The following is a 15465-nucleotide window of genomic DNA, read 5'->3' as shown; positions in this document are numbered from 1 at the left end:
GAGTGGAGTTAGTCATTATTCTCATCATAGGTGCGGTCGCTGATAATATATCTTGGACGTTGTTTCGTTTCTAGATAGATTTTTCCGATATATTCCCCAATTACACCAAGACTAATGAGTTGAACCCCGCCAAGTAAGCTTACAATGGCGTAGGTACTGGCCCATCCAGCTACTACTGTACCAACAAATTTGCTCCACAAAACCCAGATGATCAACAAAAAACTAAACAGTGAAGTCATAACTCCCAAGCTAGTAATCAAACGGATTGGTTTAATCGATAAGCTAGTAATTCCATCCATAGCTAGACCAAGCATTTTAGAGAGTGGATAGTGACTCTCACCAGCAATCCGCTCATGGCGTTTATAAGTCACGTAGGAATACTTAAACCCTACAAGAGGCATAATGCCTCGAAGAAATAAGTTTACTTCTTTAAATTTAGCAAGTTCATGAATAAAACGTTTGGAGACTAAACGATAGTCAGCATGATTAAAAACGACATCCGCTCCAAATAGTTGCATCACCTTATAGAACCCCTCTGCTGTAATACGTTTAAAAGCCGAATCTGTCTCTCGGTTATCACGAACGCCGTAGACAATCTCTGAACCTGACTTATATTCAGCAATCATCTGATTCATACAATCAATATCATCTTGACCATCTGCGTCAATGGTAATCACGATATCCGCAAATTCTGCAGCTTCGTACATCCCAGCAAGAACACTACTTTGATGACCACGGTTTCGACTTTGAGAAATACCTACAACAAATGGATTCGATGAAGCATATTCTTGGATAAGTTCCCAAGTTTTATCCTTACTGCCATCATTCACATACATGACCTTACTATTTGGATGAACCTCTTGATTTTTCACAAGCTCCTCTATTTTTCCCACAAACATTGGGTTAGTATGAGGCAATACCTGCTCTTCGTTATAACATGGAATCACGATATATAAAATCGGATTATTTCTAGTCATCTTTTTCTCCTAACCTCTTAAATCCAAAAGGGAAATTAGTCCCTCTAAATACTCTGACAATCAATTCACACCCTACCAAAGTCAATATTGTCACAACACTTGTTGTAATATAGGCATTCACAAAAATACCGGTATATCTTGTAGATAATTGTAAAACTAATTTTTCTACCAATACTAAAACAATCGGGGCATGGACACCATAGTAAATCAAGGTTCTTTGACCGATTGATTTCAAGAGAGTCATTTCAGGAATTGACTTAAAGAATATGAGGGTGGACCATATACCTGAAATTGCAGCAATGTAAAACAAGAGATGGTTTCCAATCTGTTGATAGTAAAGATCAACAATCTGTTTCCCACTCCAATGATAGTTCAACCTACCAACAAATATAGTTAGCAATAAGGCAAGCGGTAAATAGTATATTGCAAAAAACTTTTCCAGTTGCGCTAAATATTTTCTCACACCGACACCTAAGAGTGTAAAAATGATGGCTACAGGAACTAGATCAATATTCCAGATAAGATAAAAATTCCAAGAATAAACTTTTTGTCCTAGAACGACCAAGAATAAGAGGGAAATAGCAATTAGTATCCATTGACCAATCGACCATTTTCTTCTCAGAATGAAGTAACTAACAACATGAGCCAAGAACATGACATTCAGAAACCATAACTGAAAATAAACATGCAGTCTATCTGACAGTAATAATTGTTTAGCAAAATGAATAAGGTTAAAACTAAACACTTGTTCAGGATACATCACAAAGAGTTGAAAGAGGAAAACAAAAATATTCAGGTAAAAAAAGGGTACAACCAAACTTTTCACCTTACTAAAAAAATACTCCTTAAACGTTTTGTATTTAGTAACATTTAAAGTAAATCCCGATAAGAAAAAAAATAAGGGGATATGAAAAACATACAGGAGCATTTTTGCAGGTCCAGGTACAAAGCTACTATGCCCTATAATAACAAGTATGATTGCTAGTCCCTTAGCCATATCTAGGTAACCTATGCGCTTTTTCATCCTATCTATCTTCTCCTGTTCTTAGTCGATAAAGATTCATATCAGAAGTGACCAACTCAACTTCTTCAAAATAAATATCTTTCTGGTAATGTTCTTTCATAATTTTTTTGACCCGATCCATATTTCCTGAGGAAGGTGACCAAAAGAATAGGATGTTCTCCTTATCTAAAGCCGATGAAAGAAGATTACTAGGGTCCTCCACATTGTAGTTTTCCATTAATTGATAGTAATGTGGCGAAAAAGTTTGCCAATTACCTAAGGTTGTTGTATTTTCAATTAACTGATCAGGCTTCATTCTAATCGTAGCCAAGCTTGGTTGAGAATTGACAAGTGTTCCATAACCGCCAAAAACAAGCAATTTATCAGAATGTTTTTCCACTACATCATGATACTCTGATATCATGGATGATTGAATGATTGGGAACCAGTAAAGTTCTTGTCCCACACTATTTACCCAGGCCATACTCGCCAGCATTCCTACAAGTTGTAGACTATAAAAAATTCCTCTTTCTTTCAACAGTTTACGCTTATTGTAAAATAAGGGCGCATAGTAGACGAAAAAGATTAAAAAGCTAACGATAATCGGGATATAAACACGTTCTACTACTCTCTGCCTAACAAATAGTGCACCGATGAGTGCAAATGGAACAAGCGGGAGTAACCAGCCATAGACTTTCTTAGGCTTGAAGAACAAAAACCAGCCAACCATAACAAGAAGAAAGGTTGTCAAAATAATGTTTTGGAAATAATCTTTCACCATCTGAAATACATTAAAGGAGTACTTCTCAGAGAAAGAACGTACGGATTGAATTTTTGTTAACAACTCATTGTTCAAAGCATCTTTTTCAGCAAATAACCAGTAGGTTGAAGCAGATAAGTCGTTTTCACTGACCCCCAATTCCTGAAATTCCTTGGCATGCTTCTCATAATCAATTGCAGGGAAATCTCTCAAATTGGTACTCAGAGTATTCCAAGTTAGGTATTCTTGAACATCTGGTTTCGTTAAGGTGTAAACTTTATTAGAAGCAAAGATAAGTAAAATAAGAGCAGATAATACGAAAAGCTCTTTTTTCTTTTTCTCTTTGATTACTTCAAAAACTAGAAACGGCAGTAAAAGTAGCAATAAACTGGCAATGATTTGCGGTCTAATCGACAATCCAATCAGAGACAACAGAGCTCCTACGATGTGTTTTCTATCGAATAATAAAAGTATCCCTGCTGTAGACAACAAATAAGCAATTACTGAAAACGAGAAATACTTCATCAAAATCATTTGAAGTATAACAAGTAGGGGAAGAACAAAATAAAGTTTCTTCCTGAAAAAAGAATCCAAGTATACACTAAAGCTCAAGCAAAAACTAAGGGCTAGGAAAATAAAATAAACATTCCAAGTTGTAAACAATTGCTGAAGGAATACTAAAGCAGATGACAACATAATCCCAATGTAAGGGAGCAACATATTATCACCAGATAGTATGGTTTGATTGACCATGATATCATCTACGACTGGATATTCAAAGCCTTTCATCAATCTATATCCATAAAAAATAAAAAATGGTAGCACAATCAAACCAATGCGAATCATTCTATCTGTGATTTGTTTTTGGGTCATGGAAAACTCTCTCTAAAATTATGATTACTTTATATTCTATCATATTTCAATCAAAAAATCTGTTGAATCAATGCAAATCTCCCCAACCACTCCATTTGAATTTTCCTTACAAAACCAGTATAATGATAGAATACAAAAATTCTAGGAAGAGAGTCAGATGAATCAATCAGTTTCAAACTTGAAATTAGCTGAGCGAGGTGCTATTATTAGCATCTTGACCTACCTTTTCTTGTCAGCAGCTAAGTTAGCAGCGGGCCACCTCCTTCACTCGTCCAGTTTGGTGGCGGATGGTTTCAACAACGTTTCTGATATCATCGGAAATGTTGCCCTCCTCATCGGGATTCGTTTGGCTCGCCAACCAGCAGATAGAGAACATCGCTTCGGTCACTGGAAAATCGAGGACTTGGCAAGTCTCATCACTTCCATCATCATGTTCTATGTTGGTTTTGATGTTCTTCGCGATACGATTCAAAAGATTATCAGTCGCGAAGAAACTGTGATTGATCCACTGGGAGCGATTTTGGGAGTGATTTCTGCAGTGATTATGTTTGGAGTCTATCTCTACAACACTCACCTCAGCAAGCAATCCAAGTCTAAGGCACTGAAAGCAGCTGCCAAGGACAATCTATCAGATGCCGTCACCTCACTTGGAACCACCATCGCCATCCTAGCCAGCAGTTTTAACTTCCCTCTCGTGGATAAGTTGGTTGCCATCGTTATCACCTTCTTTATCCTCAAGACTGCCTATGATATCTTTATTGAGTCATCCTTCAGTCTTTCAGATGGTTTTGATGAACATTTGTTGGAAGATTACCAAAAGGCTATCATGGAAATCCCTAAGATTAGCAAGGTCAAATCACAACGGGGTCGTACTTATGGAAGTAATATTTATCTAGACATTACTCTCGAGATGAATCCAGACCTCTCCGTTTTCGAAAGTCACGAAATTGCAGATCAGGTTGAATCCATGTTATCAGAACGCTTTGGCGTCTTTGATACCGATATTCATATCGAACCAGCACCAATTCCTGAGGATGAAATTCTTGATAATGTCTATAAAAAATTGCTCATGAGAGAGCAACTAATTGACCAAGGAAATCAATTGGAAGAATTACTGGCTGAAGATTTCATTTATATTCGCCAAGACGGACAAGAACTAGACAAGGAATCCTATAAGGAGGAAAAAGAACTAACCTCTGCTATCAAGGAACTTCACTTGACCTCCATTAGTCAGAAGACAAAACTCATCCGCTATCAGATTGGTGACACCATCCATACAAGTATCTGGCGCAGACATGAAACTTGGCAAAATATATTCCATCAGGAAACGAAAATTGAAAAAGACTAAAGAAAGAGGCCGAGATAAATCTCGACCTCATTTTTTTTACTTATTTTGCTACGCTCTTAGCAAGAACGAAGTTTCCAAGTGTAGCCGAACCATTACCTGCAACAGCTGGTGTCACGATATAGTCGCGTACATCCGGAACTGGTAGGTAACCATTGAGTAAGGATGTGAATTTCTCACGCACACGGTCAAGCATGTGTTGTTGGGCCATAACCCCACCACCAAATACGATAACGTCTGGACGGAAAGTTACAGTTGCGTTTACTGCTGCTTGAGCGATATAGTAGGCTTGAACATCCCATACAGAGTTGTTAAGTTCGATGTTTTCACCACGAATTCCTGTACGAGCTTCTAAGCTTGGACCAGCCGCAAAGCCTTCCAAACATCCTTTGTGGAAAGGACAAACACCGTTGAATTCTTTTTCAATATCCATTGGGTGTTTAGCCACATAGTAGTGTCCCATCTCAGGGTGACCCACGCCACCGATAAACTCACCACGTTGGATAACACCAGCTCCGATACCTGTACCGATTGTGTAGTAAACCAAGTTTTCGATTCGTCCACCTGCGTTATTACGTGCTACTACTTCACCGTAGGCAGAACTGTTTACGTCTGTTGTGAAGTACATTGGAACGTTTAGAGCGCGACGGAGGGCACCAAGCAAGTCCACATTTGCCCAGTGAGGTTTTGGAGTTGTTGTGATAAAGCCATAAGTCTTTGAGTTTTTGTCAATATCAATGGGACCAAATGAACCAATTGCAAGACCTGCAAGATTATCAAATTTTGAAAAGAACTCGATGGTTTTATCGATTGTCTCGATAGGAGTTGTTGTTGGAAATTGTGTTTTTTCTACAATGTTAAAGTTTTCATCACCGACAGCACAGACAAATTTTGTACCGCCCGCTTCCAAGCTTCCGTATAATTTTGTCATGATAAACCTCTAGTTTTTATTTTCTCTATTATAGCATATTTCAAGGAGGAAAGTTGCCCTATATTTTAGTTTTTCCTCTGTAAATTTTAAGATTCAATCAAAAACGAACAAACATGACATTTGTTCGTTTTTTTGTTTTATTAAATCGACAGTAGTATACTCAATGAAAATCAAAGAACAAACTAGGAATCGAGCTGCAGGCAGTACTTGAGTACGGCAAAGCGAGTATGACGCAGTTTGAATTTGATTTTCGAAGAGTATTAAGCTTTAACTTCGATGATTGCATCTCCCTTAGCAACTGATCCAGAAGCAACTGGATTTACTGAAGCAAAGTCTGCAGTGTTTGTCACGATAACCATTGTTGTATTATCAAGGCCTGCAGCAGCAATCTTAGCTGAGTCAAATGTTCCAAGAACATCTCCAGCTTTAACCTTGTCACCTTGAGCAACTTTTTGGTCAAATCCTTCACCGTTCATTGAAACAGTGTCGATACCCACGTGGATCAAGATTTCAGCTCCGTTTGCAGTTTTCAAACCATAAGCATGTCCTGTTGGGAAGACGATTGTCACTTCAGCATCAGCTGGTGCATAAACAACATCTTGACTAGGTTTTACAGCGATACCTTGTCCCATAGCTCCACTTGAGAAGACTGGGTCATTAACGTCTGAAAGAGCAACGACGTCACCAACGATTGGTGTTTGGATGACACCTTCGCTAGGTGCAACAACAGTACCAGTTACTGCTTCGTCAGCCAAACGTTCAGTTGTAGCTTCTGAAGCCACTTCTGCTTCATCTTCATAACCAAACATGTAAGTAAGAGCAAAACCAAGAGCGAATGATACAGCTACCATAAGAAGGTATTGTGGAAGTTGTCCGTTACCAATGTAAAGCATTGTACCAGGGATGATTGTGATACCATTACCAGTACCAGCAAGTCCAAGGATAGATGCCAATCCACCACCGATTGCACCAGCAATCAATGAAAGGAAGAATGGTTTACGGAAACGCAAGTTAACCCCGAAGATAGCAGGCTCAGTAATACCTAGGAAGGCAGAAAGAGCAGCTGGGAAAGCAAGTGTTTTAAGTTTAGGATTTTTAGTTTTCACACCAACGGCTACTGTCGCAGCACCTTGAGCAGTCATGGCAGCTGTGATGATAGCGTTGAATGGGTTAGCATGGTCAGCAGCAAGCAATTGAACTTCAAGCAAGTTGAAGATGTGGTGAACACCTGATACGACGATTAATTGGTGAACTCCACCAATCAAGAAACCACCAAGTCCGAATGGCAAGTTAAGAATTGCTTTAGTTCCAATGAGGATGTAGTTTTCAACAACGTGGAAGACTGGTCCGATAACAAACAATCCAAGAATTGACATTACAAGGAGTGTTACGAACGGTGTTACCAAGAGATCAAGTACATCTGGAACAACCTTGCGAACTGCTTTTTCAAACTTAGCTCCGACAACCCCGATAATGAAGGCTGGAAGAACTGAACCTTGCAAACCTACAACTGGGATAAATCCGAAGAACTGCATTGCAGTTACTTCACCACCAGACGCAACAGCCCAGGCATTTGGAAGTGAACCAGAAACGAGCATCATACCAAGAACGATACCAACGGCTGGGTTACCACCGAATACACGGAAGGTTGACCAAACAACCAAACCTGGCAAGATGATGAAGGCTGTGTCAGTCAAGATTTGAGTGTAAGTTGTCACATCTTCTGGAAGTGTCATTCCAAGAGCATTCAAGAGACCACGAACACCCATGAAGAGACCAGTTGCTACGATAACTGGAATGATTGGAACAAAGACGTCACCAAAAGTACGGATGGCACGTTGGAACCAATTTCCTTGTTTAGCAGCTTCTGCCTTCATCTCATCCTTAGATGTCGTTGGCAAACCAAGAGCTACGACTTCGTCGTACATCTTGTTTACTGTACCTGTACCAAAAATGATTTGGTATTGACCTGAGTTAAAGAAAGCACCTTGAACTTTTTCCAAGTTCTCGATAGCATCTTTGTTGATCTTCGCTTCATCTTTCACCATAACACGAAGGCGAGTCGCACAGTGGGCTACACTGTTAACGTTCTCACGTCCACCCAAGGCTTCGATGACTTTTTTTGCAATTTCTGTATTGGTCATTTGCAAAAATCTCCTTATAAAAAAATTTGTTCTTGTTTGAAAGCGATTTTACTCGCCTCACGAATACTATTCTATCACGTTTAAAAAATATGTCAAGCGTTTTGCAGAAAAAATTTTGCTATTTTTTATTTTTTGATTGTTTTTGCTATTTTTTTCATCAACACAGCCATAACACCCTCTAAAATCAAGGTTTTTACTTTAAAGTTTTCAAAAACTTCCATATTTTCATCATTTTTCATAAAATTACGTTCCTAGATTCTGTCAATCGTTTGACATTTTTTTCTTTAATTTAGTGTAAAAGACTTGCTTTTTTATAAGGAAACGTTTACTATTAAGATAGTAGAATTTATGGAGGAAATAGAAATGGAATGGACTACTGAACGTCGTTACAGACGTTATGAAGATTGGACACAAGAAGAAAGAAAAGAAATCCAAGAAAAGATGGCGCAATCCCCATGGCATGTCAGCTATCACATTGAACCAAAGGAAGGACTTCTCAACGATCCAAACGGTTTTTCTTATTTTGATGGTAAGTGGATTGTCTTTTACCAAAACTTCCCCTTTGGAGCAGCCCACGGCTTGAAATCTTGGGTTCAACTTGAGAGTGATGATTTGGTGCACTTTACTGAAACAGGTGTTAAAATCTTACCTGATACTCCACTGGATAGCCACGGCGCTTACTCAGGATCTGCTATGCAGTTTGATGATCAATTGTTCCTATTCTATACAGGAAATGTCCGTGATGAAAATTGGGTACGCCACCCTTATCAGATTGGTGCCTTGATGGATAAGGATGGAAATATTAAAAAGATTGATAAGGTCTTGATTGATCAACCTGCTGATGCTACTGACCACTTCCGCGATCCACAGATTTTCAACTTTAAAGGACAATACTACGCTATCGTTGGTGGTCAAGACTTGGAGAAAAAAGGTTTTGTTCGTCTCTACAAAGCGGTCGATAACGATTATACAAACTGGCAAGAAGTTGGTGATCTTGACTTCAACAATGACCGTACTGCCTATATGATGGAGTGCCCAAATCTTGTCTTTGTTGGAGAACACCCCGTCCTTCTCTACTGTCCACAAGGTTTGGATAAAAAGGTTCTTGACTATGACAACATCTATCCAAATATGTATAAAATCGGTGCTTCCTTTGATCCTGAAAATGCTCGTATGGTAGATGTGTCTGAACTACATAACCTCGATTATGGGTTTGAAGCATACGCTACTCAAGCATTCAATGCTCCTGATGGACGTGCCCTGGCAGTTAGCTGGCTTGGTTTGCCAGATGTGTCTTATCCATCTGATCGTTTTGATCACCAAGGGACTTTCTCATTGGTCAAGGAACTTACCATTAAAGATGGCAGACTCTATCAGTATCCTGTAGCTGCTATCAAAGAACTCCGTGCTTCAGAAGAGGAATTTTCAAATCGTTCTGAAACCAAAAACACCTACGAGCTCGAGCTTAACTTAGAAGCTAATAGTCAAAGTGAAATCGTTCTTCTTGCTGATAAAGATGGCAAAGGACTCTCTATCAATTTTGACCTTGTCAATGGTCAAGTTACCGTTGACCGCAGTCAAGCAGGTGAGCAGTATGCTCAAGAATTTGGAACTACTCGCTCATGTTCAATCGACAATCAAGCTACTACTGTAAATATCTTCATCGATAATTCAGTTTTTGAAATTTTCATCAATAAAGGAGAAAAAGTATTTTCTGGTCGTGTCTTCCCTCATGAAGATCAAAATGGAATCCTCATTAAATCTGGAAACCCAACTGGAACATACTACGAATTAGAATATGGTCGCAAAACTAACTGATGTCGCAAAATTAGCTGGCGTCAGCCCTACTACTGTTTCACGTGTTATCAATAAAAAAGGTTATCTGTCTGAAAAAACTATTCAAAAGGTCAATGAAGCTATGCGTGAATTGGGCTATAAACCCAACAACCTAGCTCGTAGCCTCCAAGGGAAATCAGCCAAGTTAATTGGGTTGATTTTCCCAAAAATCAGCCATGTTTTCTATGCTGAATTGATTGACAAACTGGAGCACGAACTCTTCAAAAACGGCTATAAGACCATCATCTGTAATAGTGAGCACGATTCGGAAAAAGAACGTGAGTATCTTGAAATGCTAGAAGCCAACCAAGTAGATGGTATTATCTCTGGCAGTCATAACTTGGGGATTGAAGACTACAATCGCGTTACGGCTCCAATCATTTCTTTTGACCGAAACCTATCACCAGACATTCCTGTCGTTTCCTCTGATAACTATGCTGGTGGAGTCCTTGCAGCTCAAACTTTAGAGAAAACTGGAGCCAAGTCTGTCATTATGATTACAGGTAATGACAACTCCAATTCACCAACTGGACTTCGTCATGCTGGTTTTGCTTCAATCTTACCCAAGGCTCCCATTATCAATGTTTCCAGTGACTTTTCACCCCTTCGAAAAGAAATGGAAATCAAAACTATCTTAAGCAAGCAAAAACCAGATGCTATTTTCGCATCAGACGATTTAACAGCCATCTTGGTTATGAAGATTGCTCAGGAACTTGGTATCTCTGTTCCAGAACAACTTAAGGTTATCGGTTATGATGGAACTTATTTCATTGAGAATTTCTACCCTCACCTCACTACCATTAAACAACCCTTGGAAGAAATTGCTCGCCTGACAGTTGATTTACTACTTCAAAAAATCGAAGGAAAAGAAGTTGCCACAACCGGTTATTTCTTACCAGTCAGCCTCTTACCAGGTAAAAGTATTTAAACAAAAAGAGTCTGAGACAAAATAGTTCTCAGACTCTTAATTTAGTATACTATCAATAAATAATATTATAGAAGCAATAATAACTATAATTTTACCTATTTGGATAAGCTTATTTTGAGATTTAAATATATTTTCTAATAAAAATATTTGGATCACACACATTATAGGAATTAAATTTTTTGAAATTGAGAAGTACCCAAACAAATAGACTATAAATAATAAAAATAAAACTATATTGTATTTCTTATTCAAAACAGTTATCACCAATTGCCTTAATTCCCAAAATAGTAGACCCCATGTCAACTACAGTATTTCCAAATTTTGTAGCTGAAGCCACCTCATTAGCATGAACAACTGAAACACCTTCTGTAAGTGCTATATTCAATATTACTGTACTAAGTAATGCAACACTTACCATTTTTATTTTTTTATTCATAATCAAAAATCCTCCTCTCTATATTTTTTTGATTACCAATCTTAATAATTTACAGTTATATTATAATAAAAATCAAAGCGTTATCAATGCATACATCTTGTTTTTTTGAACAAAAATAGAAAAACTGTCAAACACTGTCGTTGAATTAAGAAACTCAAATACGATTCTGTATTTGAGTTTCTTTTATTTAAAAAAACAGTAAAAAGCGCAAAAAATCAAACCAGTCTGAGTTTTTCTTATGATCTTAAGTTTTTCAAAAGAGTTTGGGCTTTTTCTAAATTAAAAGTTTTTTCAGCAATCAAGCTTTCTACTAGCTTAGGTACTTCTTTCTCTGTAGCTCCTGCTAAAAGTGCTAGAGATTTTGCTTGAAGTTTCATGTGTCCATGCTGGATCCCTGTGCTGACCAAAGCTTTAAGTGCTGCAAAGTTTTGAGCGAGACCAATCGAAACGATAATTTGAGCCAATTCTTTGGCAGATGGATGACCAAGCAACTCATGACTGAGTACGACTCGAGGATTAAGACCAATTGATCCACCCTTGGTAGCAACCGGCATCGGCATGGTCATCTCTCCAATTAGCTCTTCTGTTTCCAAATCCATAGTCCAACGACTAAGACCTTGATAGACACCATCGTGGCTCGCATAGGCATGCGCTCCCGCTTCAATAGCACGCCAATCATTTCCAGTAGCAATCAAGAGAGCATCAATTCCGTTAAAGATTCCCTTGTTGTGAGTCGCTGCACGATAAGGATCGGCTTGGGCAAACTGGCTGGCTAAAACCATTTTTTCTGCCAACTCACGCGCCTCATCCTTCTGTCGGCTCAAATAACGAAAAGCAATCCGACAAGTTGCTGTTACTAACGAATCAGTTGCGTAGTTGGATAGGATCCCCATTAAACTTTGCCCTTGACTGAGAGCCTCTAGACTTGGTTTTAAAGCTTCAAGCATGGTATTGAGCATATTAGCTCCCATGGCTTCCTGAGTATCGACATGGAGATAAACCACTAAAAAGTCAGCCTCACCAGAAATTTTTTCAACTGTTAGCTCTCTAGCTCCACCACCACGTTTGACAATAGAAGGATAGGCTTGGTTTGCTTGTTCCAGCAATTCCGCCTTTTGACTCAAAATAGCCTGACGAGCTTGGTCACTATCTGGGACTTGATAGAGAGCCACTTGACCGATCATTTGTCGCTGATGAACTTGAGCTGTAAAACCTCCAGCACGTTTGATAATCTTACTGGCAAAACTAGCTGCAGCAACTACAGATGGTTCTTCGGTCACATAGGGAACTGTGTATTCTTGACCATTTACCAGAACTTCTGGAACGATTGAGTATGGAAGTGAGAAGGTTCCTACCACATTTTCACTCAATTGGTCCGCTACTGCTAGACTGAGATTTTCATTCTGCTCAAGACTTTCTTGGGCTTCAATAGTAGTAAGCGCCTGAGACTTAACGAACTCTATGCGCTCTTGAATTGATTTTTTAGCAAATCCATTCCAATTTTTTTTCATTATTTTTCAACCTTGCTGTAGCGTCGTTGGTGGTCTACAATCTCAACCAGAGCATAGTCTTGTCCTTCATAGCCTGACAAAGTTGCAGAACCAGACTCATCTAAGTTTGCTTCTTCAAAGAAGATTCGTTCATAGTCAGCAACACTCAAAGCTTGACGTTGATCTAGCAAGTCTAAGCGATTATTCTGCAATTGTTTTTCATAGCCTTCAACCAATTCTACACTAAAGAACTCAGATACAGCACCACTACCATAGCTGTAGAGGGCAATCTTATCCCCAGCTTTCAGACTATCAGAATTTTCAAGAAGAGACAAGAGTCCTAAAAAGAGTGAACCCGTATAGATATTTCCAACTTTTTGACTATAAATAATGGATTCATCAAAGTGCTTTTGAAGTAAATCCTTTTTCTCTTGAGGCAGAGATTTATCCAGAATTTTTTTCAATCCTTTGAGAGCTAGCTTTGGATATGGCAAGTGGAAACAGACAGCTTTAAAATCATCCAAAGTACAGTCATAACGCTTTTGGTACTCTTCCCAAGTTGTTTTTAAACTATCAAGATATTGCTGTGTTGAGTAAACCCCATTGACAAATGGTGTTGTCGAATAGTTTGGACGCCAAAAGTCCATAATGTCACGAGTCTGCGCAACGTTATCATTGTTGAAGACCATAACGCGTGGATTTTGGCTAATCAACATGGCAACACAGCCTGCACCTTGAGTTGGTTCTCCAGGAGTTTCGACACCATATCTTGCAATATCACTAGCAAGCACCAAAACCTTTGATTTAGGAGAATTTTCTACATGTAACTTAGCATAGTGAAGGGCCGCTGTTGCACCATAGCAAGCTTCCTTGATTTCAAAACTACGAGCAAATGGTTGAATCCCAAGTAGACCGTGTACAAAAACCGCAGCCGCCTTACTTTGATCGACTCCAGATTCTGTCGCAACGATAACCATATCAATCTCTTGCTTATCTTCTTCAGTCAGGATAGAATTTCCTGCACTGGCAGCCAAGGTCACAATATCCTCTGTTAACGGAGCAATACTCAATTCTTTTAAAAGGAGTCCTTTACTCAATTTTTCAGGATCTGTCCCTCGAGCTTCTGCTAAATCTTGTAATTTCAAAACGTATTGACTGGTCGCAAAACCAATCTTATCAATACCGATTGTCATATTTACCTCTATTTTTATCATTCATTGTAAAAAATCGTTCACCTCTATTTTATCACAATTGAGGTCAAATGAGCTAAAAAAGACTTGATTCACCAAATCAAGTTCATTATCTCATTTTTCAAATAGAACTTTAGGGCTACAAAAAATCGAGTCTTAGCTAGCTCGATTCTTTTTGAGATAATGATACAATTTCAACAAAACTGTCCCACTGGCCATTCCAATGGAGATAACAAGGGCCAACATCATAACTAGCATGGCACTAGAAATGGCATGGCCGTAGTCACCTGTAACGAAGAAGGAAGTGGTTCGATAGGACAGATAACCTGGCACTAATGGTGCCAGAATGGCTAGGGCAAAAACCACTGCTGGTGTTTTGTAGAGAATACTCATAATCTGGCTAACACAAGAACCAATCACCGCAGCAATAAAGGTTGCCAAAATAACATTGGTTGGTTCCTTGAGTATCAGATAGAGTAGCCAGATAGACATTCCTAAAACTCCACCAGGGATAAGCATGGAACGCTGGACATTTAAAACGATTAAAAAGGTAATAATGGCAAGCAAACTTGCCAGAGCTTGCAATAAAAATGTTGTTAGTGTCATATTAGTTCATGAGTAAGAGGGCGACTGATGTTCCAGCCCCTAAGGCAAGGGTAATCAGCAAGGATTCAAACATCTTGCTCATACCAGAGTTAATGTGATTGGTCATAATATCTCGAACAGCATTGGTCAGAGCAATTCCAGGTACAAAAGGCATAACCGCACCCGCAATCACCAGATCAGCTGTTGACGGTAAACCAGAATAGCGCGCCCAAAATTGTGCAATCAAACCAAAGACAAGAGCACCTGCAAAAGCTGTCATAAAAGGAATACGAATAAACTTCTCTACATAGAGAGAGCAAGTAAAGGCAAATAAGGTCGCCACTCCCGCTCCGATTGCATCGTAGACATTCCCACCAAACATGATTGAAAAGAAAGGAGCACTGAGAGTCGCTGCAGCAGTTAGTTGAACATTGGTATAGGGAGACGGTTTGGCATTTAATTCCTTTAGTTGGATAAAAGCTGTATCCAGATCAAGCTGACCAGCCACGATCTGCCTTGAAATTTGGTTAACATCACAAACCTTCTCAATATTATAAGAGGAGGATGTCACTCGCTTCATACGAGATATATTTGTATTTTCAATGGAGAAAAAAATGGCGGCAGGCATAGCTAAAACATTACAATCCATAATGCCCTGTGAATGAGCAATCCGAATCATGGTATCTTCAACACGATAAATCTCAGAACCATTGCGAAGCAGAATCGTTCCTGCTAGCATGATGACATCAATGACTGCATTCAGTTTTTTTGATTCGTCCATGTTTCCCTCCTTTTTCAAACTCCATTTTATTTTATCATAATTTCGAAGGAAAAAAAATCGGCTCTATAATATTTGTAGTGGGTAAATCCCCTATGGATATTATGGAGCCTATTTTTGTGTAGAAAAAAAGTCCCATATGACCTATAATGAAAAGCGATCAAACAACTCATTAGAAAGAATCATATG

The 15465-nt window shown here is 38.8% G+C and carries 13 protein-coding genes; 3 read left to right on the top strand and 10 right to left on the bottom strand.

The window, feature by feature from the left end; all coding sequences use genetic code 11:
* Window positions 1–8 precede the first annotated feature (8 nt).
* The 3 genes from QM469_RS00065 to QM469_RS00055 are packed head-to-tail and all read right to left on the bottom strand — an operon-like array spanning window position 9 to window position 3613.
* On the bottom strand, window positions 9–977 hold the full coding sequence (locus QM469_RS00065) for a glycosyltransferase family 2 protein (protein WP_414275779.1): 969 nt from the start codon (window positions 975–977) through the stop codon (window positions 9–11).
* The gene (locus QM469_RS00060; protein ID WP_414275778.1) at window positions 970–2001 is read right to left on the bottom strand and encodes an acyltransferase family protein; all 1032 of its coding nucleotides are present in this window, start codon (window positions 1999–2001) and stop codon (window positions 970–972) included. Before QM469_RS00060 ends, QM469_RS00065 begins: the two co-directional genes overlap by 8 nt.
* 1 nt (window position 2002) lies before the next feature.
* On the bottom strand, window positions 2003–3613 hold the full coding sequence (locus tag QM469_RS00055) for a hypothetical protein (RefSeq protein WP_414275777.1): 1611 nt from the start codon (window positions 3611–3613) through the stop codon (window positions 2003–2005).
* Between the two features lie 157 nt (window positions 3614–3770).
* Between QM469_RS00055 and QM469_RS00050 the strand changes: the two genes are divergently transcribed.
* Window positions 3771–4961, top strand: a complete 1191-nt coding sequence (locus tag QM469_RS00050; RefSeq protein ID WP_414275776.1) for a cation diffusion facilitator family transporter — start codon at window positions 3771–3773, stop codon at window positions 4959–4961.
* 40 nt (window positions 4962–5001) lie between these two features.
* Here QM469_RS00050 and scrK read toward each other — a convergent pair whose 3' ends face one another.
* Both scrK and QM469_RS00040 read right to left on the bottom strand, forming a co-directional pair.
* On the bottom strand, window positions 5002–5889 hold the full coding sequence (scrK, locus tag QM469_RS00045) for a fructokinase ScrK (RefSeq protein WP_371607603.1): 888 nt from the start codon (window positions 5887–5889) through the stop codon (window positions 5002–5004).
* 260 nt (window positions 5890–6149) lie between these two features.
* The gene (locus QM469_RS00040) at window positions 6150–8033 is read right to left on the bottom strand and encodes a sucrose-specific PTS transporter subunit IIBC (RefSeq protein WP_414275775.1); all 1884 of its coding nucleotides are present in this window, start codon (window positions 8031–8033) and stop codon (window positions 6150–6152) included.
* Window positions 8034–8396: 363 nt separating this feature from the next.
* Here QM469_RS00040 and QM469_RS00035 point away from each other — a divergent pair, with 363 nt between their 5' ends.
* Both QM469_RS00035 and QM469_RS00030 read left to right on the top strand, forming a co-directional pair.
* The gene (locus QM469_RS00035; RefSeq protein ID WP_414275774.1) at window positions 8397–9851 is read left to right on the top strand and encodes a sucrose-6-phosphate hydrolase; all 1455 of its coding nucleotides are present in this window, start codon (window positions 8397–8399) and stop codon (window positions 9849–9851) included.
* Window positions 9832–10797 (top strand): LacI family DNA-binding transcriptional regulator, encoded by a 966-nt coding sequence (locus QM469_RS00030; RefSeq protein ID WP_414275773.1) that lies wholly within the window; start codon window positions 9832–9834, stop codon window positions 10795–10797. The genes QM469_RS00035 and QM469_RS00030 overlap by 20 nt, the downstream gene beginning before the upstream one ends.
* A gap of 244 nt (window positions 10798–11041) precedes the next feature.
* Here the strand turns inward: QM469_RS00030 and QM469_RS00025 are convergent, their stop codons facing one another.
* The 5 genes from QM469_RS00025 to QM469_RS00005 all read right to left on the bottom strand — a co-directional run bounded on the left by QM469_RS00025 (window position 11042) and on the right by QM469_RS00005 (window position 15279).
* Entirely contained in the window at window positions 11042–11233 is a 192-nt protein-coding gene (locus QM469_RS00025) for a hypothetical protein (protein WP_414275772.1), read from the bottom strand.
* Window positions 11234–11469: 236 nt separating this feature from the next.
* Window positions 11470–12744 (bottom strand): hydroxymethylglutaryl-CoA reductase, degradative, encoded by a 1275-nt coding sequence (locus tag QM469_RS00020; RefSeq protein WP_414275771.1) that lies wholly within the window; start codon window positions 12742–12744, stop codon window positions 11470–11472.
* The gene (locus QM469_RS00015) at window positions 12744–13916 is read right to left on the bottom strand and encodes a hydroxymethylglutaryl-CoA synthase (RefSeq protein WP_414275770.1); all 1173 of its coding nucleotides are present in this window, start codon (window positions 13914–13916) and stop codon (window positions 12744–12746) included. Before QM469_RS00015 ends, QM469_RS00020 begins: the two co-directional genes overlap by 1 nt.
* 153 nt (window positions 13917–14069) lie before the next feature.
* Complete coding sequence (locus QM469_RS00010; protein WP_049503410.1) at window positions 14070–14519, bottom strand: threonine/serine exporter family protein; 450 nt, start codon at window positions 14517–14519, stop codon at window positions 14070–14072.
* A gap of 1 nt (window position 14520) precedes the next feature.
* Window positions 14521–15279, bottom strand: coding sequence for a threonine/serine exporter family protein (locus QM469_RS00005; RefSeq protein ID WP_414275769.1), 759 nt, complete (start codon window positions 15277–15279; stop codon window positions 14521–14523).
* Window positions 15280–15465 lie beyond the last annotated feature (186 nt).

The organism is Streptococcus infantis, assembly GCF_047464215.1.
GTDB lineage: Bacteria > Bacillota > Bacilli > Lactobacillales > Streptococcaceae > Streptococcus > Streptococcus infantis_P.
The sequence above is the reverse complement of the archived record's forward strand: the minus strand, read 5'-3'. Positions and strand labels throughout refer to the sequence as shown.